Raw genomic sequence first — 18,890 nt, forward strand, 5'->3', positions numbered from 1 at the left:
CATTTTGTGTTTAACTAGATAAAATAATTAAAGTTTCTAAAGGAATTAAAATTTCAGGATCCTCAAATTCGCCTAATTCTGCGCCCTTAGGCATTAAATATCCACAACCATATATTCTATAAGCTGTTCCTTGTCTTTGAGCGTTAGTAGAGGTTTTTTTAAGACTAGCCCCCGCTCCTTTAAAGGTAGAGGAACCAACATTAATTGAAAAAAACTCATATCTATACCTTTTTAAATATTCTTTTTCTTTTTCTGCATCATCTGCCTCTAATCCTACATCACTTGGGGTATTTAAAATTGGCTCAATTAAACTTCCAAAATTTTGATTAGTAAAATGATCTGTAACTAAAGATAAATTTCCCCCACTATCATTTCTGATTAAATTTCTAAAACTTTTAAAACAAGGAGTTTCTACAGGAGTAAGAGTATTTCTAGGAGTATCTCTTCCATCTGTGTTTCTTGCAAAGCCATCAATTGCTGTGGCTGTAAGTTGCTCAATATAATTATTGTGAGCAGTGATCTCTGTAGGTGTAGATCCAACTGGTGGTGTGGTAATCGTACTCACTTCTGTCCAAGGTCCAATCATTCTATTAATTATTCTTTTCTCTGCTTCAATTAAGGCATGTTCAGCAACATAAAAAGTTTGTTGATATTGATCACTAGTATTATTGCTTTGATGATCCCCTGAAGAAATTACAATTAAAGCGCCTCCCATCAACGACATTACTAATAACATCACAAGTGATAAAATTAGTGTAAATCCATTTTGATTATTTTTTTTCATTAAAATATATCCTGTCCAACAATATTTCTTGTGTATACGGTCACCACTACATTATCCCTTAAGTTTCTATCTGAAAAAGATCTTATCGCTCTAGAAAATCCACTTAATTGTCTTTCATTTCCTGTCCTACTTTCAAATCTAAAGAAAGGCTTTTCAGAAATAAATGCGATCCTAATATCTACTGCTCTAATTTTATATAAATTTCCCCTCGAAGCTTCAGAATTTGTATTTGGGTAAGGACTTAAAACTTTTCCATTTTGATCTAATGCAATAAATTCCATATCTTCAACATAATCTCTTACTAATTCATTGTGATAACACTCGGAACAATCTGAAACCCAACTTCCAGTTTCTTGACCAATATTTTGTTGCCAACTAATTTTGGATTTGTATATGCCGTATCTTGGATTTATAGGGCCATCAGCATTAGAACCATCTGATAATGGATTTGCAAAATAAGTTAGCTTATATCTTTTGTAAGGTTGAGTAGCATCATTTTGATTAAAATCATCATAAACAATATGAATTTTATCACAGCAAGTATCATCTAAGTTATGTTTTGGAGTTGGAGTAGCAATAGCATCACTTAGTGAATGTCCAAGTTCATTTGGAATTATCACAATTGGATCATGGCTATCTTTCACCGTAGTAGCACCACCAACAAATTCTAAATAACTTTCTACTGGAAAACCCAAATCATTATCACCTAAATAATATTTAAATCCTGCCATTCGTGTATCACGAATTAATAACTCGATTAAATCTCTAGAAGATCTGCTTACTTTAGCTTTTTCTAACACTTGAGTATAAGTTGAATTTACAATTGAATAAGTTGTATAAATTGCAGCCATCATTATCGATGACACCACCACACTAATTAAAATCTCAATTAATGTAAGACCAGCAATAGATTTTAAATTTTTTTTATTCATTGTTTAAGTTTATAGTCTGACTGAAAATATATAAATTTTCTTTTTTTACCTTCATTTAATTTCATCTCCACTCTACCAATGTACAAAGGCTCATCTGTTATAGAATCTAATTTATAATCACAAGCATCCCACTTACATATTTCAAATACTTGCAATTTTTTTTCTTCAGTTGTGCTTTTACATTTTAAAAATCTATTTTCTTCAAATATAGTATTCCACTTAGCTTGTTTATTTCGAGGAGCATCCACTTGTTGAGTTTCATAGATGTTTTGTTTATTCTCAACTGGTGTAGTGGTATTAGAACTGCTTCCACCACAGCTCAGATCTGCACTCCAACTATTGTCACTTAGATGCTTTGAAAATGTATTTAATGTATCTCCATCTAGTGATGCGGTCCCATCAGTACTATAAATTATATTTTCATTATCAGAATTTACTCCATAGAAAGAATTTTTACTTCCAATGACGTCTTCTACTATCATCTCAGTTAAAAAATTTGCCTTAGTTCTATCTCCTGAATTATCTATTGATTGAACAGAAAAATTTGTCATTTGTAAAATTGAAACAAATCCAATTCCAATAATCACTACTGAGACAAGTGCTTCTATTAAAGAAAGTCCAGAAATATTATGTTTTTGTTTTTTCATCTTGTTATTGTTTAACCCAATCAGAATTTCTTGTATCCCATTTTTCAAGTATCACATTGCCAAATCTTGACCATTCAATAACATATAAATGATCATGCTCTGAAGCAGGTATTCCATTGCTATCAACATCACAACTTGATCGATCATTTGTTCTTCTGCAAATAAATAAAGTATTATCTACAGATCTTGCTACATCTCCCTCTTCAGGCAAGGATGATTGTAATTTACCTGCACCACTGTACCATTTCTCATTTTTACTGAAACAAATAGCTCCATCATCCCCTTCCCAAGAGGTTGCCATATTATCATAAGTAATTTGTCTTACCTCAACATTATCAGCACCTTGATCTGGATCATCATCCCAATATGCATCGTCTGTTATATTACATCGATCACCAATTTTTGCCCACCAGTCACTAGTTCCATCATTTAACAAACTTGCTAGTTTTTCTGGTTTCATTCCTTTTGATGTAACAATTAAATTTCTTTCTGCGCCATTCACTTCTTCTAATATATGTACTTGAACAAATGCATATTGACCTCTTTGAACTTGTGAATTTATTCCTTCGATTAAAGATTTTATGCTAAGTACTGCGCTTCTAGTCTCTCTATCTTTTCGCCATTCAGAAAAATTGGGATAACCTATGGCTGAGATGACGCCAATAAGTACAACGACAACAATTAATTCAAGGACGTTAAATCCTTTAATCTTCTCGTCCTGCACTCGCATCTATCTTACCTGCCTTAACTAATTCTTCTAATGATTTAGTCATAGTAATCATACCATCTCTCACAGAAGTTTGCATGATGCTAGGTATTTGATGAATTTTAGCTTCTCTAATTAAGTTTTGAATTGGAGGCGTACACTTCATCACTTCAAACGCTGCACAACGGCCTTGACCATCTTTTGTTTTAAGAAGTCTTTGAGTAACCACCATCTTTAAAGAAGAAGATATCTGTGCTCTTATTTGAGCTTGTTGCTCAGGTGGAAAAACGTCAATAATTCTATTGATGGTATTAGGAGCACCACTAGTGTGAAGGGTTCCAAAAACTAGGTGTCCTGTTTCAGCAGCAGTTAATGCAAGTGAAACTGTTTCTAAATCTCTCATCTCCCCAACTAGAATTACATCTGGGTCTTCTCTAAGTGCAGCTTTTAATGCACTAGAAAATGTTTTGGTTTGCTTTCCTACTTCTCGATGAGACACAATACTTTTTAAATCTTTATGAATAAATTCAACTGGATCTTCAACTGTAATAATATTTGAAGTTCTAGTTTTATTAATCTCATTTACAATTGCCGCAAGTGTTGTAGACTTACCAGACCCTGTTGGTCCAGTTACTAAAACTAATCCTTTATGCATATCGACAATATCATAAAGAACTTGGGGTAAATCAAATTGATCCATTTCAGGAATAACGCTCTCTACTCTTCTTAATACAGCAGCTGGTCCTTGAATAGTTTTATAAAAATTAGCTCTAAATCTTAATCCACTTAATGTAACTGATGAATCTAACTCATGAGTTTCACTAAACTTTTTCATTTCAGTTTCGTTACAATTAGTAGATATTAGATCTTGAAGATCTTGTTCTTTAACAACAATTTCTTGAATTTTGTGTATTTCTCCAGTTTGCCTAAACGCTAATGGCCAACCAGTTCTAATATGAAAATCTGAAATTTTTTTATTATTTTTTGCTAATTCTTCTAATTTTTCAAACATGATGAATTTTTACATACAAATATTAACAAAAACAATGTTTACTTAGTCATCTGTGTTCAAAATAAGTTTTTTCTTTTATTTGGAGGTAATGAAGCAATCAGAATGGGGACTAATAGATGTTATTGTTAATAATGAAAGAGTTTTAATTTAATTACAGAACTTTCCAATCTGTTTCAAAAGTAACATAGTTAACCTGAATGCATCGTCTTTCCTTAACTATTTTTTTCTTTTCCATACCATGCCAAGTGTTGGGCCCACTAGTAAACATGTAGCCATAGTTATTTTTGTAAGGAACTGTTTTAACTTTTTCTAATTTTTCATTATAAAAATCTGTTCCAAGATCTTCAGACTCGTTAGCATTATTTATAAAAATTAATCCAGACATCAGTTTTTCTTTGATATCGCAGTGGGGCTTTAACCAAAAACCCTCCCTATCACAAATAACTTCAACTCTAACATATGAGTTCGATAAATCTCTATCGATCATTTTTGAAATAGTTCCATGAACTTCCTTGGATTGAAGTTCTTTAATAAATTTTACTAAGTTTGGAAATTTTTTTTCATTTTCTTTTGTTACAAAACATCTAAATTTAATTGCCTCACCGCCCGAAGCTATTCCCTCTCTAAACTCTGCAGCACCACCATCAATTGCTCTGGTGCCATCATAATTAAGATTGTGCTTACTGACATCTGGAATATCAGCTTTAATAATTTCCTCAATGGCCCCGTCAGATAGTGCATTATTATATTCCCAGTGATCAAAAGGAAATTCATGTTTTTTTGCCTGATTTTGAATTGAATTTAAGAATGACATTAAGAATTAATTTTTTGTTTAATAATATTTGCTACTCTATTCGTTTCATCCAATTTTTGATAGTTCCAATTCTCTACTTCTTCACCTAAATTTCTAGTAATATTTAATTCTTTAAATAAATTTCTAAATCTTTGAAATCTTTTGTCATTTTTTTTAGGTGAAATATTAGCTACGTAGATTGGTTTTCCAGTTAAAGCAGCTTCTGATATCATGGAGCTAGAGTCACATGTTACTACAATTTTTTCTGAAATTGCTAAAGCTGATAGATAAGCTTTCTTATCAATAGTTTCAATAACTGTATGATTTTCACCAAAATAATCTTTTACATATTGAATTATATTTTTTGGTGTTCTCATTGAAGGGATCACAACTAGTTGAAAGTTGTTCTGTTTATTTAAGTTGTTTAAATTTTCAAAAATAGCTTTAATATTTTCTCTTGAATATTCATAATACTTTGTAGGACCACCCATTATTAAAGCCCAAATTTTTCTTTCATCTTTTTTTATAAATGAATTTAAATAATCTTTATTTTCATTTATTTCACTTTCAGTAAGGTAATGAATTGCACCTTTTGTACTGATAACATTTTGGCCTTCAATTCCATCATGTTCTGGTGCCACAATGAAATCAAAATTTTTAAAATTAACTTTTGGATTTTGAATATGAATATTAATAACTCTTTTATTAGAATTCTTTTTTAAATGAATAGATGGAATTACACTTTTTCTTCCACATGAAATGATTACATCAAAATCAGAAGATTCTACTTTTTTATAAACATTACTTGAAACTGGCGTTAGCTTTGGGGGAAATAATTTCCAAAAATTATTAAGTTCAATCTTCTCGTGTATAAAATCTAAATCTAGGGCCTTTGCTAAACCTTCTACTTGGCTGATCATGCCGTGCATACCCTCAGTCAATAATATCCCTTTTAATTTTGTCATTTATCCTTATATAACTTCTGCATGAGTGAAAATCCAATTAAACACACAAAAGTGTTAATAATAGGGTCAGGTCCAGCTGGCTATACAGCCGCTGTATATGCTGCCCGAGCAATGCTAAATCCTATTCTAGTTTATGGAGTTCAGCCTGGTGGGCAATTAACGACAACAACCGATGTAGAAAATTATCCTGGGTTTTCAGATGTAATTCAGGGTCCATGGTTAATGGATCAAATGAGAGATCAAGCAAAAGCAGTTGGAACAGATCTAATTGAAGATCATATTTCTTCAGTTAATTTAAAATCTACACCCTTTGAAGCTATTGGAGATAGTGGACAAAAATATACAGCTGACAGCATAATTATTTCAACTGGTGCTCAAGCAAGATGGTTAAACTTAGAATCAGAACAAGCTTATAGAGGCTTTGGAGTTTCAGCATGCGCAACATGTGATGGTTTTTTCTTTAAAGAAAAAGTTGTAGCAGTTGTTGGTGGTGGAAACGCTGCAGTTGAAGAGGCAATGTTTCTTACAAAATTTGCATCAAAAGTAAAATTAATTCATAGAAGAGATACTTTAAGAGCAGAAAAATTACTTCAGAAAAAATTAATGGAAAATAAAAAAATTGAAATAATTTGGGATAGTGCTGTTGAAGAGGTTATTGGGGATAGCGAACCTAAAAATGTTAAAGCTATTAAGATTAAAAATTTAAAAACTAATAAAATTGAAGAAATGAAAATAGATGGCTTATTTATTGCAATTGGTCACGACCCAGCAACAGCTTTATTTAAAGAACAGTTAGAAATGGATAAAGAAGGTTATTTATTGACCAAACCAGATTCAACAGAGACGAATATCCCTGGAGTTTATGCTGCGGGTGATGTTAAAGACAAAACGTTTAGACAAGCAGTTACAGCTGCTGGAATGGGTTGTATGGCTGCGCTTGAAGCTGAAAAATTTTTATCTCACTGATAAGAACCATTAAAACTTAATACAAACTAAAGGGAAACAAAATGACTGACAAAGTACTACTAACTGGAATAAGTGGCTGGATAGCAAAACATATAGCAATTGAATTATTAAATTCTGGATATGAAGTTTTAGGAACTGTTAGAAGTCAAAATTCATTAGATGAAACAAAGAAAACTCTAAGTGAATATATTTCAACAGATAAATTATCATTTGTTGAATTGGACCTATTAAAAGATGATGGTTGGGTTGAGGCTGCTAAAGATTGTAAATATATTATACATACTGCTTCTCCCTACCCTATGAAAAGTTCAAGAAATAGAGAAGCTTTAGTTCCAGCTGCTAAAGGTGGGGCGTTAAGAGTTTTAAATGCTGGTATAGAAGCTAATGTTGAAAAAATAATTCTTACTTCGTCAATAGTAGCAATGTTTAAAAAACCTAACAGAACAAACCCATATACTTTTGGGGAAAGTGATTGGACAGATACTGATTGGAGTGGGTCGAATGACTACACTATATCAAAGGCAAAAGCTGAACAAGCTGCATGGGAATTAATGGAAAGCAAAGGATTAAAAGATAAATTAACTGTAATTAATCCAGGAGGAGTTTTTGGTGATGCTTTAGATAAAAAAACAAACACTTCAACTAGCTATGTTGAACTTTTCCTTAAAGGAAAATATCCTATGGCGCCAAATTTTGGAATATTAATTTCTGATGTAAAAGATGTAGCAAGAGCTCATGTTTTATCTATAAAAAATCCCAAGGTTAATGGAAGACGATTGATTATTGGTTCAGAAGTAAAAAAAATGCTCGAAGTTTCTAAAATTATGGCTGAAGCATTTCCAAAGTATGCAAAAAAACTTCCAAAAAAAGAAATGCCAAATTTCGTGGTTAAATTGATCAGTTACTTAGATTCTTCTGTAAAGATTATGTTGCCTGATCTTGGAATTTTAATGCAGACAGACACTTCATATTCTGAAGATTTATTGGGTATGAAATTTAAACCTGCAAAAGAAAGTATTGTAGATGCTGGGAACTCAGTAATTAGACTTGGGTTAGTCTAAAGACCCTTCCAATATATATTTCAATATACGAAAGGCTTGTTTTTGATCTGATGCAACAGCAGCAGCTGAACCATCCACTTCTTTAAGAGCATGTTGATGATCGTCGTTATGAATAACAATCATAGATTTATTAAGTGCAGTAGCATAACCTGCATCAAAAGCTGCATTCCATTGTTTAAATTTTTCACCAAACTTAACAATAATTACATCACAATCTTGAATAGATTTTTTGGTTCTAATTGAATTAATATTAGCGCCTTTTCTATCTTTCCAAAAATTTTTTTCTTCAGCTCCTAGAATTTCTACACCACAATTGTCAGAGGCTTCATGGTCAGTGACAGGAGAGGTAAATTTAACATCTAATTTCTCTTTTTCACAAAGTTGAATAATTTCTTCTCTCCAATTACTGTGAATTTCACCTGCTAAATATACGTTTAACATTAGTTTAAGCTTTTACAAAAAGTAGATATTTTTTCTAAAGCTTTTTTAAGATTGTCCATTGAAGTTGCATATGAAATTCTAAAAAAACCTTCTAACCCAAATGCAGAGCCCTGAACAACTGCTACACCACTATTCTCTAATAAAGACTGAACAAAATCAGTATCTGTCTTAAGTTCTTTGCCACTTGTATCTTTTTTCCCCATTAATCCTTTGCAACTTGGAAAAACATAAAATGCTCCATCTGGATTTAAACATTCAATTCCATCAATTTCATTTAGTGCTTTAACAACAAAATTTCTTCTTTCTTGAAAAGATATTGCTCTTTCTTTTATAAAATCTTGAGTTCCATTTAATGCTTCAACAGCTGCAGCTTGACTAATTGAAGATGGATTTGTTGTTGATTGCGATTGTATTTTAGCAATTGCTTTAATAATTTCTTTAGGACCAGCCGCATACCCTATTCTCCAGCCAGTCATTGAGTAAGCTTTACTTACACCATTCATTGTTAGAACTCTTTCTTTCAAGCTATCAATTTGGGCAATGGTGAAAAATTTAAATCCTTCATATGTTACGTGCTCATAAATATCATCACTTAAAATATGAACATGAGGATGTTTTGCTAAAACATATGCAATTTCTTTAATGTCACTTTCAGTATAACAAGCACCCGTTGGATTTGATGGTGAATTTAATATTATCCACTTTGTTTTTGGTGTTATAGATTTTTCTAATTTAGCTGGATTAATTTTAAATCCTTGTTTTTCATTACACTCTAAAATAATTGGAGTTCCACCGGCTAATAAAACCATGTCAGGATACGAAACCCAATAAGGCGCAGGAACTATAACTTCGTCTCCTTCATTTAGAGTTGCCATCATGGCATTATAAATTACATGTTTTCCGCCAGCACCAACTGTAATTTGATCAGTTGTATAATCTAGATTGTTTTCTCTTTTAAATTTTTTAACAATGGCATCTTTTAAAGCAGCAGTTCCATCAACTGCTGTATATTTAGTATCACCATCATTAATGGCTTTTATAGCCGCTTGTTTGATATTATCTGGTGTATCAAAGTCAGGCTCTCCTGCTCCAAGACCTATAACGTCTTTTCCAGCAGCCTTTAACTCCCTTGCCTTTTGAGTTACAGCAATAGTTGGTGATGGTTTAATTTTTTTTAGACTGTCTGATATAATGCTCATTGAAATATAATTTTATTCTAATAGTTTTATAGATAATGCAAAATACTTATCAAGATTTAATTACTGAAATCCAAAGTAAAAACCCAGAAATTCACCAAAAACTGGAAGGTGGGCAAAAGTTTAAACTTGTAACAGATTTTAAACCGGCAGGTGATCAACCTGAGGCAATTAAAAAATTAGTTAAAGGTGCAAATAAAGAAGAGTTAAGTCAGGTTTTACTTGGTGTAACTGGTTCTGGAAAAACTTTTACAATGGCTCAAGTTATTGAACGAACTAATAGACCTGCCCTTATACTTGCTCCCAATAAAACATTAGCAGCTCAACTTTATGGAGAGATGAAATCATTTTTTCCAGAAAATGCTGTTGAATATTTTGTCTCTTACTATGATTACTACACACCAGAAGCATACGTTCCAAGATCAGACACTTATATAGAAAAAGAGGCCTCTATTAATGAACAAATAGATCGAATGCGTCACTCAGCAACGAGGTCGCTACTGGAGAGAGATGACGTAATTATTGTATCCAGTGTTTCTTGTATTTATGGACTAGGCTCAGTTGAAGCTTACAGTAAAATGACTTTAAGTTTAAAGAAAGATTACGACTACAATAGAGAACAATTAATAAAAACTTTAGTACACCTACAATACAAAAGAAATGATCAAAGTTTTTATAGAGGTACCTTTAGAGCACGAGGTGAATATATCGAAATATTTCCATCACACCTTGAGGATAGAGCATGGAGGTTAAGTTTATTTGGAGATAAACTAGAAAAAATCGAAGAATTTGATCCTTTAACAGGAGATCTATTAAAAGATTTAGATGTTATAAAAGTTTATGCGAATAGTCACTACATCACTCCAAAACCTACTATCGAACAAGCAGTAATAAAAATTAAAAGAGAGCTTGAGGTTACTCTTAAGAAATTTAAAGAACAAAATAAACTTCTTGAGGCTCAACGATTAGAAGAGAGAACAAAATTTGATTTAGAGATGATTGAGGCTACTGGTTCTTGTGCTGGTATTGAAAACTATTCTAGATTTTTATCAGGACGAAAACCTGGAGAGCCACCTCCTACTCTATTTGAATATTTTCCAGACAACACACTTATATTTGTAGATGAATGTCACGTTACTGTTCCACAATTAAATGGAATGTACAAAGGGGACAGATCAAGGAAAAGTAATCTTGCAGAATATGGTTTTAGACTACCCTCTTGTATGGATAACAGGCCACTTAAATTTGAAGAGTGGGACGCAATGAGAACGCAGACAGTTTTTGTATCAGCAACACCTGGTCCATGGGAGTTAGAACAGACTAAAGGTAAGTTCGTTGAACAAATAATAAGGCCTACTGGCTTAATTGATCCACCAGTTGAAATCAAACCAGCTAAAAACCAAGTCGATGACGTAATGCATGAGTGTAAGAAAACAATCGATAAAAATTTTAGAGTATTGATTACAACTTTAACTAAAAAAATGGCTGAAGACTTAACTGAATATTTTCACGAAAATGGTATTAGAGTTAGATATTTGCATTCTGACATTGATACACTTGAGAGAATAGAAATTATGAGAGATCTAAGACTAGGAGTTTTCGACGTCTTGGTTGGTATAAATCTTTTAAGAGAGGGGCTTGATATACCTGAGTGTGCATTAGTTGCAATTCTAGACGCTGATAAAGAGGGATTTCTAAGATCTGAAACATCACTAATCCAAACCATAGGAAGAGCAGCAAGAAATTTAGATGGTAGAGTCATTCTTTATGCTGACAAAGAAACTAAAAGTATAAAAAAAGCAATTCAAGAAACTGATAGAAGAAGAACAATTCAGGTAGCCTATAACAAAAAACATAACATTGATGCAACCTCAATTAAAAAAGAAATTAGCGATGTTTTAGAAAGTGTTTATGAAAAAGACTACCTAAAAGTTGGAACAGGTGACAATATTGGTGGCAATTTAAAGAAACATTTAAAACAATTAAATAAAAGAATGAAAGATGCTGCAACAAACCTTGAATTTGAAGAAGCTGCAAAAATTAGAGATGAAATAAGAAACCTTGAAGCGTCAGAGTTAGAAATTGTATTAAATCCAAAAGTAAAACACTATAATCAAGAAAATAGAGTGTATCCAAAAGGTAGATCAAAGATGGGCTTACCTGGTACAAGAGCACAAAAAGGTAAGAAAAAATGGAAGCAAACAAAATAATTATCACAGGAGCCGCAACAAGAATGGGCGCTGCTATTGCAAAGAAACTCTCAGGTCCAGGAGTTGAAATGGTTATTCATTACAATAGCTCTAAATCTGAAGCTGAAAAATTACAAAAAGAATTATCAAAAAATAAAACAAAAGTTTACTTGGTAAAAGGTAATCTTGCAAAAGAACAAGATTTAAAAAAAATTATAAAATTCTCAAAGTTAAAATTAAAATATTTTGATTGTTTAATTAATAATGCTTCATTATTTGAAAATGATAGTCTTAAAAATTTTTCTTCTAAAAGCTGGAACCAACATATTGATGTAAATTTAAAAGCACCCGCATATCTTACAAAAGAATTTTCAAAAAACGTTAAGGGTAAAAATAACAATATTATAAATATAATTGATCAAAGAGTTTTTAAGTTAACTCCCTTTTTCTTTTCTTATACTTTAAGTAAAACAGGGCTTTATACTCTAACAAAAACTAGCGCCATGGAATTAGCTCCAAATATAAGAGTTAATGGAATAGCTCCTGGTCCTACTATTAAAAATAAAAGACAGAGTGATAAACATTTTAAAAAGCAGTACTTGGCAACTCCTTTAAAACAGCAGGTAAATGTACAGGATATATGTTCTGCTGTTGACTTTTTTATCAAAAACAGTTCAATTACAGGTCAAGTAATAGCAATAGATAGTGGACAAAGTTTAAACTGGCAAACACCAGATGCAATCGGAAAAGAATGAAAAAAACTAATTTAAATATTATTAAAATAGATAAAAATAAAAGTTTATTTAATTACGAAAAAAAAATTCTTATTAAAGAGTTAACTCTAGATTTAAAGCTTGGTTATTATGATTTTGAAAAAGAAAAAACTCAAAAAGTAAAATTTAGCTTAGAGATTGATTATGAAGATAGAAAACCAACAAATGACAAAGATATTAAATCAATTGTTAATTATGGTCAGGTTGTGAAATTAATTACAAAACTTGCAAAAAATAAACATTATAATTTTTTAGAAACACTTGCTGAAGATGTTTTTGATGTATTATTTAAAGACAAACGAATTGGAAAAATTATGCTTCAGATTGAAAAATTAGAAATTATAAAAGAGTGTGCCTCTGTTGGTATCCAAATTACCAAAAAAAGAAGTCATGAAGAGCTCTGAATTAGGTAAAGACGTAATTAGAAAAGAGCTCCCATTAATTCCTAAAAGCCCTGGAGTTTATCGAATGCTTGATCATAAAGATGTGATTTTGTATGTAGGTAAAGCAAAAAACCTACCCAATAGATTAAAAAGCTATGTAGCTGAAAAAAACCACATTATTAGAACAGCAAGAATGCTCTCTCAAACTTTTAAGCTAGAGATAACAACTACTGCCAATGAAAGTGAAGCTCTACTTTTAGAGGCTAATTTAATAAAAAAACATAAACCTAAATTCAATATATTACTCAAAGATGACAAGTCATTTCCCTTTGTTTTCATCAGCAATAAAGACCAATGGGCACAAGTTACAAAACATAGAGGCAAAAAGGATAAAGAAGGATTTTACTTTGGACCGTTTGCTTCAGCAGGAACTGCAAATTGGACTATTAAGATGCTTCAAAAAATATTTCAAATTCGAGTTTGTGATGATAGCACGTTCAAGAATAGAAAAAGACCCTGCATTCTTTATCAGATAAAAAGATGTTCTGGTCCTTGTGTCGATTATATTGATAAAGAAGATTATAAAAAATCAGTAGATCAAGCAATTCAGTTTGTATCGGGTAAATCAAGAGATATACAAAAAAATCTATCTAAACAAATGGAGGAAGCTAGTGAAAAGCTAGATTTTGAAAGAGCTTCTATTTTTAGAGATAGAATTAAATCTTTAAATATAATTCAATCTTCACAAAGAATTAATGAAGCAAATTTAATTGATGCAGATGTAATTGCTGCATACAAAGAATCTGGTAAAACGTGTATTCAAGTATTTTTTTATAGGTCTAAACAAAATTGGGGCAACCAAGCTTATTTTCCAAAACATGATCCTGATCAAAGCTTATCTGAAATAATGTCTTCGTTCTTGATGCAGTTTTATGAAAATAAAAATGTTCCAAAATTAATAATCATTAATACAGAAATAGAAGACAAAAAATTAATTGAAGAAACTTTAAGCAAAAAAGAAAATAGTGCGATTTCTATTAATGTAGCAAAAAAAGGCACTAAAGCTAAAGTAATTGCTATGGCAGAAAAAAATGCCAAAGAGTCACTTAATAGAAAAATTTATGAAACAAATAATAATAAAAATTTATTTGAGGGTGTTGCTAAAAAATTTGATCTTAAAAATGGCCTAAACTTAGTTGAGGTTTATGATAATAGTCACATCTCAGGAACAAATAGTGTGGGTGCTATGATTACATTTGGAAATGAAGGATTTGTTAAAAAAAGATATAGAAAATTTGATATTAAGACAAAAGGTAATGAACAAGACGATTTTGCAATGTTAAAAGAAGTACTTACGAGAAGATTTAAAAGAGCAATGTTAGAAAAAGGAAATTATTTAACTCTTCCTGATTTAATTTTAATTGATGGTGGTAAAGGTCAATATTCATCTGCCAAAGAAGTGTTAGATGAATTTGGTTTACATGATCTTCCTATGATAGCCATTGCTAAAGGTAAACTAAGAAATAGTGGAGATGAAACTTTTTTTTACAAAGGAAAATCATTTAAATTTGATAAGAATGACCCCACTCTATTTTTTATGCAGAGACTACGTGATGAAGCACATAGATTTGCTATCACCTCTCATAGAGCAAAAAGAGCAAAAGGAATTACAAAATCCTTGCTGGATCAAATTGATGGTATTGGATCGATTAGAAAAAGAGCACTATTGAACCATTTTGGCTCTGCTAGAGCAGTAGAATCTGCAAGTTTTGATGAAATTAAATCAGTTGAAGGTGTTGAGGAAAAAGTTGCAAAAAAGATATATAACTTTTTTCACGAATAATTATGCTTAAAAAAATTCCAAATATTTTAACAATAGGTAGGATAATAATTGTACCTTTTTTTGTTCTAGCATTTTATTTACCTGGTTTTTATGGTGATTTAACTGCATGCGTATTGTTTGTAATTGCTTCATTTACTGATTTTTTGGATGGAATGTTGGCAAGAATGATGAGTGAAGAGTCTAAGTTGGGTGAATTACTTGATCCTATAGCAGATAAAATTATTGTTGCTACTGCACTTATATTGCTTGTCATGAGTGGAACAATTAAACATTACGAGGTTATTGCAGCAATTATAATACTTACACGAGAAATACTAATTTCAGGCTTAAGAGAGTTTTTAGCTAGAGGACAAATTAAATTACCAGTAACTAACTTAGCAAAATTAAAAACTTTTTTACAAATGGTTGCTATAGCTCTTTTACTAACTGGTGAAACTGGTAATAAAATTTTAAATTTTCAAGATTATAATGCTCAAACTATTGGCATAATCCTGCTTTGGCTTTCTGCATTTTTAACTTTGTATACTGGTTATGAATATTTAAGAAAAGGCATTGACCATGCAATATCTGAAGATAACAAAAACTAAGCTGCTTTTCTTTTTCTAACTAATGCTTGGTAACTTTCATTTAAGTCAATTATAGTTTCGCAAACTTTAAATTTATTTTCAGCAATACATGAAACTGGCGTAACTTCTGCTGCTGTACCTGTTAAAAAACAGCCTACAAAATTTGATAATTCAGCTGGTGCAATTTTTCGTTCATTGACTTTTATTCCTTTAGATTTTGCAATTTCAATTACCGTTCTTCTTGTAATGCCGTCTAAAAAAGAATCTGGAATGGGTGTGTGAATTTCTCCATTTTTATCTTTAAAAAAAATGTTAGCACCTGTTGCTTCCGCAACATTTCCTTCATGATCAAGCATTAGAGAATCTGTATAGCCTTGTTGTTCAGCTTCATGTTTTGATAAAGTACAAATCATATATAATCCAGAAGCTTTTGTATCCCAAGGTATCGTATTAGGCGCAGGTCTTCTCCAATTTGATATATTCAATTTAATACCTTCTATTTTTAGTTTTGGATCAAAATATGAACCCCACTCCCAAGTTGCTATGGCAACATGAATTTTTGTTTGTTGAGCAGATATAGCCATCATCTCGCTACCTCTCCATATTGTTGGTCTAACATATCCATCTTTGACACCCTGAACTGAAATTATTTTTTTTGATGCTAAATTTATTTCTTCTTCAGTATAAGGAATTTTAATACCCATTCTTTTTGCAGAATAAAAAAGTCTAGATGTGTGTTCTTCTAATTTGAAAATTGAATTATCATAGACTCTTTCACCTTCAAAAACACAACTAGCATAGTGAAGGCCATGATTTAAAACATGAATTTTAGCATCAGCCCAATCAACGAGCTCGCCATTAAACCAAATTTTACCTGATCTTTTATCGTATGGTATCATGAATGAAATAATTTAAATTTTATCTAAAATTATCTTTGTATCTATAATATGTCAATATAACTTACCCATAATGAAAGAACTTTTATATTTAAAGGATACTCAGTTAAAGCAGCTGATTGAAAAGTTATTTACAAGTTACCGTGAGTCTTTTTCAGATGCCAAGAAAACATTAGATAAATACTCTATAGGTATAGCTCACCACAAAGTTTTACATCTTTTATCAATGTATAAAGGGATTACAATTTCTGATCTATTAAAGAAGTTAAAGGTTACCAAGCAGAGTTTAAATAGAGTTTTAAAAGATTTAATTAAACTTGATGTGGTTTTTTTTGAAAAAGACCAACAAGACACAAGAGTAAAACACATTTTTTTAAATGAAAAAGGAGAAAAAATTTTTGACGAAATATTTTCGATACAAAAAAAAAGAATTTATAATGCTCTTTTAAATTCAAGTTCAGATCAAGTCTTAAACTTTGACAATGTTTTAAAGAAAATAATTAATGAATGATTTTGTAGCCCATATTTTAGTTGTAGATGATGATGAGGGAATTAGATCCCTAATTAAACAATATTTAAATGAAAATAATTTTCTGGTTACTACATCAAATAGTGCAGAAAATGCAGAAGAAAAAATTTCAATAATTAAATTTGATTTAATCGTTTTGGATATAATGATGACAGGCAAAAGTGGGTTGGATTTTATCAAACAAAATAAATCTAAAATTGATACCCCTATAATTTTATTAACGGCTAAAGGAGAAGCTGAAAATAGGGTTGAAGGTTTAGAGATAGGTGCTGATGATTATTTACCAAAACCTTTTGAGCCAAAAGAACTTATTTTAAGAATAAAAAATATTTTAAATAAAACAAAAAGAAATGATGAAAAAAGAATTATAACCTTTGATAATATTAAAATTGATCTTAACAAACTTTTAATCATAAAAAATGATATTGAATATAAAATAAATAGTACTGAAAAAATTATATTAGAAAAAATGATTAACAATCCTGGCAAAACCTTTTCAAGAGAGGATATTGGCAAACTAACTGATCTTGATAAAGAAAGGTCAATAGATGTGATAATTACAAGACTTAGAAAAAAAATTGAAATGGACCCAAAAAATCCAAAATACTTACAAACTTTAAGAGGTGCTGGCTATGTTTTATGGATTGAATAATTTTGTAAAAAATTTACTACCAAAAAGATTATTTTATAGAGCTTTATTAATCGTAGCAGTTCCAATAATTGTTCTTCAAGTAGTCATATCGATTGTTTTTTTTGATAGTCTTTGGATTAAAACAAATAAAGGTATGACAAGAGCATTAATCGGTGAGATGAAAACATTCATAACAGCTTACGATAATGGAAAATATAATAATAACGACCTTTCAGGCTTATTCTCAATTTATTTAGATCTTAATGTTCAGTTTAAAAAAGATGATTTATTTGAAAAAGCTCAAAAAGAAAGATGGTTTAGTCCAATAGATAGAACACTTAGAAGAGAACTGAAATCTAATATGGGCACTCAAAATTTCTGGTTCGATACAACAAGTTATAAAGAGCTTATTCATATAAATATTAAACATAACGAGGGTTACTTTGAATTTTTTATTCCAAAAGACAGGGTTGCAAGCTCAACTGCTAGAATATTTGCGTTATGGATCACTATACCAGCTCTACTAATGATAACCATAGCTATACTATTTCTAAAAAATCAAACTAGACCAATTATAAACCTGGCTAAAGCTGCAGAAAGATTTGGTAAAGGAGAAAACATTGATGAGTACAGGCCATCAGGTGCCTTAGAGATCAGACAAGCAGGTTTGGAATTTGATAAAATGAGAAAAAGAATAATGAGACACCTCAATCAAAGATCTGAAATGTTATCTGGCATAAGCCATGATTTAAGAACACCCTTAACAAGACTAAAACTTCAGCTATCTTTTATGAAAGATAAAGATTTATCAAAAAAAATGTCTTTAGATATAGATGAAATGGAAAAAATGCTTAATGAATATCTGCAGTTTACAAGTTCATCTTATTTAGAAAAAGATGAAACCTTTGATATTTCAGAATTAATCGAAACTACAATAAATAATTATAATAATGATAAAATAACTAAAGAAATAATTCCAAGAATTTACATGAATGGAAGAAAAAATTTAATACAAAGATCTATAAATAATTTAATTGATAATTCAATTAAATATGCTGAAAATATAAATTTTCATCTATCAAAAAAAGATAGTAACATAATAATTACTATTGATGATGATGGAGTCGGTATTCCTAAAGAAGAGTTCGAGAATGTTTTCAAACCATTTTATAAAGTAGATAAAAGTAGAGGGGATTCTAAATCTAGTGTTGGTCTTGGATTGTCAATTACATCTGACATAATCAAATCCCATGGAGGAAATATTTTATTAGATAAGTCTCCTTTAAACGGCCTTAGAGTTAAGATTTTTTTACCTTTATAGGTTTTTTATTTGGACTTTTTTTTTCAAATTTATTGATTTTTTTTTCTAAATTTTCAACTCTTTTAATTAATATATCCATTTCTTCTTTGCTAGTTAATTTCATTTTAAAAATGATCTCTTCTCTTTTAGATCTTAAAACATTTATTATTTCAGAGTTTAAATCTTTATAAGAAATTAGCCCTTGTTCAAATAGCTTTGTTAATTTATCAATTACAAATTTTGATTTTGTCATATATTCGCTTATAAAATTAATATA

The 18,890-nt window shown here is 30.6% G+C and carries 21 protein-coding genes; 10 read left to right on the forward strand and 11 right to left on the reverse strand.

Annotation, left to right across the window (positions count from 1 at the left end):
* Positions 1-10: 10 nt before the first annotated feature.
* The 7 genes from AC5SL4_RS05325 to AC5SL4_RS05355 all read right to left on the reverse strand — a co-directional run bounded on the left by AC5SL4_RS05325 (position 11) and on the right by AC5SL4_RS05355 (position 5,839).
* Positions 11-784 carry a pilus assembly protein gene (locus AC5SL4_RS05325; RefSeq protein WP_018413518.1) on the reverse strand — a complete coding sequence of 258 codons (774 nt, stop codon included), beginning with the start codon at positions 782-784 and terminating at the stop codon, positions 11-13.
* Positions 784-1,716 carry a PilW family protein gene (locus tag AC5SL4_RS05330; RefSeq protein ID WP_006997837.1) on the reverse strand — a complete coding sequence of 311 codons (933 nt, stop codon included), beginning with the start codon at positions 1,714-1,716 and terminating at the stop codon, positions 784-786. The genes AC5SL4_RS05325 and AC5SL4_RS05330 overlap by 1 nt, the downstream gene beginning before the upstream one ends.
* Positions 1,713-2,363, reverse strand: a complete 651-nt coding sequence (locus AC5SL4_RS05335; protein ID WP_011281455.1) for a prepilin-type N-terminal cleavage/methylation domain-containing protein — start codon at positions 2,361-2,363, stop codon at positions 1,713-1,715. Before AC5SL4_RS05335 ends, AC5SL4_RS05330 begins: the two co-directional genes overlap by 4 nt.
* A gap of 4 nt (positions 2,364-2,367) precedes the next feature.
* Positions 2,368-3,093 (reverse strand): prepilin-type N-terminal cleavage/methylation domain-containing protein, encoded by a 726-nt coding sequence (locus tag AC5SL4_RS05340; RefSeq protein WP_494587212.1) that lies wholly within the window; start codon positions 3,091-3,093, stop codon positions 2,368-2,370.
* Complete coding sequence (locus AC5SL4_RS05345; protein WP_006997834.1) at positions 3,068-4,081, reverse strand: type IV pilus twitching motility protein PilT; 1,014 nt, start codon at positions 4,079-4,081, stop codon at positions 3,068-3,070. The genes AC5SL4_RS05340 and AC5SL4_RS05345 overlap by 26 nt, the downstream gene beginning before the upstream one ends.
* A gap of 151 nt (positions 4,082-4,232) precedes the next feature.
* On the reverse strand, positions 4,233-4,895 hold the full coding sequence (locus AC5SL4_RS05350) for a hypothetical protein (protein ID WP_006997832.1): 663 nt from the start codon (positions 4,893-4,895) through the stop codon (positions 4,233-4,235).
* On the reverse strand, positions 4,895-5,839 hold the full coding sequence (locus tag AC5SL4_RS05355) for a mitochondrial fission ELM1 family protein (RefSeq protein ID WP_006997831.1): 945 nt from the start codon (positions 5,837-5,839) through the stop codon (positions 4,895-4,897). The genes AC5SL4_RS05350 and AC5SL4_RS05355 overlap by 1 nt, the downstream gene beginning before the upstream one ends.
* A 21-nt stretch (positions 5,840-5,860) precedes the next feature.
* Here AC5SL4_RS05355 and trxB point away from each other — a divergent pair, with 21 nt between their 5' ends.
* Both trxB and AC5SL4_RS05365 read left to right on the forward strand, forming a co-directional pair.
* A complete protein-coding gene (trxB, locus tag AC5SL4_RS05360) occupies positions 5,861-6,805 on the forward strand; it encodes a thioredoxin-disulfide reductase (RefSeq protein WP_011281457.1) in 945 nt (314 codons plus the stop codon).
* Positions 6,806-6,846: 41 nt separating this feature from the next.
* Positions 6,847-7,866, forward strand: coding sequence for an NAD-dependent epimerase/dehydratase family protein (locus AC5SL4_RS05365; protein ID WP_011281458.1), 1,020 nt, complete (start codon positions 6,847-6,849; stop codon positions 7,864-7,866).
* Here the strand turns inward: AC5SL4_RS05365 and AC5SL4_RS05370 are convergent.
* Together AC5SL4_RS05370 and AC5SL4_RS05375 are read right to left on the reverse strand one after the other, a co-directional pair.
* Positions 7,858-8,307, reverse strand: coding sequence for a YtoQ family protein (locus tag AC5SL4_RS05370; protein ID WP_494587213.1), 450 nt, complete (start codon positions 8,305-8,307; stop codon positions 7,858-7,860). The two genes, AC5SL4_RS05365 and AC5SL4_RS05370, sit on opposite strands and share 9 nt — an antisense overlap.
* Entirely contained in the window at positions 8,307-9,506 is a 1,200-nt protein-coding gene (locus AC5SL4_RS05375; protein WP_494587214.1) for a pyridoxal phosphate-dependent aminotransferase, read from the reverse strand. The genes AC5SL4_RS05370 and AC5SL4_RS05375 overlap by 1 nt, the downstream gene beginning before the upstream one ends.
* A gap of 35 nt (positions 9,507-9,541) precedes the next feature.
* Here AC5SL4_RS05375 and uvrB point away from each other — a divergent pair, with 35 nt between their 5' ends.
* The 5 genes from uvrB to pgsA are packed head-to-tail and all read left to right on the forward strand — an operon-like array spanning position 9,542 to position 15,278.
* Positions 9,542-11,713, forward strand: coding sequence for an excinuclease ABC subunit UvrB (uvrB, locus tag AC5SL4_RS05380; RefSeq protein ID WP_006997827.1), 2,172 nt, complete (start codon positions 9,542-9,544; stop codon positions 11,711-11,713).
* Positions 11,695-12,447, forward strand: a complete 753-nt coding sequence (locus AC5SL4_RS05385) for an SDR family oxidoreductase (protein ID WP_494587215.1) — start codon at positions 11,695-11,697, stop codon at positions 12,445-12,447. The genes uvrB and AC5SL4_RS05385 overlap by 19 nt, the downstream gene beginning before the upstream one ends.
* Positions 12,444-12,869, forward strand: coding sequence for a dihydroneopterin aldolase (locus AC5SL4_RS05390; protein WP_011281463.1), 426 nt, complete (start codon positions 12,444-12,446; stop codon positions 12,867-12,869). The genes AC5SL4_RS05385 and AC5SL4_RS05390 overlap by 4 nt, the downstream gene beginning before the upstream one ends.
* A complete protein-coding gene (gene uvrC / locus AC5SL4_RS05395; protein WP_006997824.1) occupies positions 12,856-14,691 on the forward strand; it encodes an excinuclease ABC subunit UvrC in 1,836 nt (611 codons plus the stop codon). The genes AC5SL4_RS05390 and uvrC overlap by 14 nt, the downstream gene beginning before the upstream one ends.
* Positions 14,692-14,693: 2 nt before the next feature.
* Positions 14,694-15,278, forward strand: coding sequence for a CDP-diacylglycerol--glycerol-3-phosphate 3-phosphatidyltransferase (pgsA, locus tag AC5SL4_RS05400; RefSeq protein WP_494587216.1), 585 nt, complete (start codon positions 14,694-14,696; stop codon positions 15,276-15,278).
* Here pgsA and AC5SL4_RS05405 read toward each other — a convergent pair.
* Positions 15,275-16,156, reverse strand: a complete 882-nt coding sequence (locus AC5SL4_RS05405) for a branched-chain amino acid aminotransferase (protein WP_006997822.1) — start codon at positions 16,154-16,156, stop codon at positions 15,275-15,277. The genes pgsA and AC5SL4_RS05405 overlap by 4 nt on opposite strands.
* A 70-nt stretch (positions 16,157-16,226) precedes the next feature.
* On the opposite strand from AC5SL4_RS05405, the gene AC5SL4_RS05410 reads away from it, so the two are divergent.
* The 3 genes from AC5SL4_RS05410 to AC5SL4_RS05420 are packed head-to-tail and all read left to right on the forward strand — an operon-like array spanning position 16,227 to position 18,634.
* The gene (locus tag AC5SL4_RS05410; protein WP_006997821.1) at positions 16,227-16,664 is read left to right on the forward strand and encodes a MarR family winged helix-turn-helix transcriptional regulator; all 438 of its coding nucleotides are present in this window, start codon (positions 16,227-16,229) and stop codon (positions 16,662-16,664) included.
* Positions 16,657-17,334, forward strand: a complete 678-nt coding sequence (locus tag AC5SL4_RS05415; RefSeq protein WP_006997820.1) for a response regulator — start codon at positions 16,657-16,659, stop codon at positions 17,332-17,334. The genes AC5SL4_RS05410 and AC5SL4_RS05415 overlap by 8 nt, the downstream gene beginning before the upstream one ends.
* Positions 17,315-18,634: an ATP-binding protein gene (locus AC5SL4_RS05420; protein ID WP_494587217.1), complete on the forward strand. Its 1,320-nt coding sequence runs from the start codon at positions 17,315-17,317 to the stop codon at positions 18,632-18,634. The genes AC5SL4_RS05415 and AC5SL4_RS05420 overlap by 20 nt, the downstream gene beginning before the upstream one ends.
* Here the strand turns inward: AC5SL4_RS05420 and AC5SL4_RS05425 are convergent.
* Positions 18,612-18,866 (reverse strand): hypothetical protein, encoded by a 255-nt coding sequence (locus AC5SL4_RS05425; protein WP_494587218.1) that lies wholly within the window; start codon positions 18,864-18,866, stop codon positions 18,612-18,614. The genes AC5SL4_RS05420 and AC5SL4_RS05425 overlap by 23 nt on opposite strands.
* Positions 18,867-18,890 lie beyond the last annotated feature (24 nt).

The sequence above is a fragment of the Candidatus Pelagibacter sp. PS_02 genome (assembly GCF_059418065.1).

Bases quoted from the DNA above. Each gene is read 5' to 3' on its own strand.
- AC5SL4_RS05325 (WP_018413518.1), bottom strand. From the start codon at position 784: ATGAAAAAAAATAATCAAAATGGATTTACACTAATTTTATCACTTGTG.
- AC5SL4_RS05330 (WP_006997837.1), bottom strand. From the start codon at position 1,716: ATGAATAAAAAAAATTTAAAATCTATTGCTGGTCTTACATTAATTGAG.
- AC5SL4_RS05335 (WP_011281455.1), bottom strand. From the start codon at position 2,363: ATGAAAAAACAAAAACATAATATTTCTGGACTTTCTTTAATAGAAGCA.
- AC5SL4_RS05340 (WP_494587212.1), bottom strand. From the start codon at position 3,093: ATGCGAGTGCAGGACGAGAAGATTAAAGGATTTAACGTCCTTGAATTA.
- AC5SL4_RS05345 (WP_006997834.1), bottom strand. From the start codon at position 4,081: ATGTTTGAAAAATTAGAAGAATTAGCAAAAAATAATAAAAAAATTTCA.
- AC5SL4_RS05350 (WP_006997832.1), bottom strand. From the start codon at position 4,895: ATGTCATTCTTAAATTCAATTCAAAATCAGGCAAAAAAACATGAATTT.
- AC5SL4_RS05355 (WP_006997831.1), bottom strand. From the start codon at position 5,839: ATGACAAAATTAAAAGGGATATTATTGACTGAGGGTATGCACGGCATG.
- trxB (WP_011281457.1), top strand. From the start codon at position 5,861: ATGAGTGAAAATCCAATTAAACACACAAAAGTGTTAATAATAGGGTCA.
- AC5SL4_RS05365 (WP_011281458.1), top strand. From the start codon at position 6,847: ATGACTGACAAAGTACTACTAACTGGAATAAGTGGCTGGATAGCAAAA.
- AC5SL4_RS05370 (WP_494587213.1), bottom strand. From the start codon at position 8,307: ATGTTAAACGTATATTTAGCAGGTGAAATTCACAGTAATTGGAGAGAA.
- AC5SL4_RS05375 (WP_494587214.1), bottom strand. From the start codon at position 9,506: ATGAGCATTATATCAGACAGTCTAAAAAAAATTAAACCATCACCAACT.
- uvrB (WP_006997827.1), top strand. From the start codon at position 9,542: ATGCAAAATACTTATCAAGATTTAATTACTGAAATCCAAAGTAAAAAC.
- AC5SL4_RS05385 (WP_494587215.1), top strand. From the start codon at position 11,695: ATGGAAGCAAACAAAATAATTATCACAGGAGCCGCAACAAGAATGGGC.
- AC5SL4_RS05390 (WP_011281463.1), top strand. From the start codon at position 12,444: ATGAAAAAAACTAATTTAAATATTATTAAAATAGATAAAAATAAAAGT.
- uvrC (WP_006997824.1), top strand. From the start codon at position 12,856: ATGAAGAGCTCTGAATTAGGTAAAGACGTAATTAGAAAAGAGCTCCCA.
- pgsA (WP_494587216.1), top strand. From the start codon at position 14,694: ATGCTTAAAAAAATTCCAAATATTTTAACAATAGGTAGGATAATAATT.
- AC5SL4_RS05405 (WP_006997822.1), bottom strand. From the start codon at position 16,156: ATGATACCATACGATAAAAGATCAGGTAAAATTTGGTTTAATGGCGAG.
- AC5SL4_RS05410 (WP_006997821.1), top strand. From the start codon at position 16,227: ATGAAAGAACTTTTATATTTAAAGGATACTCAGTTAAAGCAGCTGATT.
- AC5SL4_RS05415 (WP_006997820.1), top strand. From the start codon at position 16,657: ATGAATGATTTTGTAGCCCATATTTTAGTTGTAGATGATGATGAGGGA.
- AC5SL4_RS05420 (WP_494587217.1), top strand. From the start codon at position 17,315: ATGTTTTATGGATTGAATAATTTTGTAAAAAATTTACTACCAAAAAGA.
- AC5SL4_RS05425 (WP_494587218.1), bottom strand. From the start codon at position 18,866: ATGACAAAATCAAAATTTGTAATTGATAAATTAACAAAGCTATTTGAA.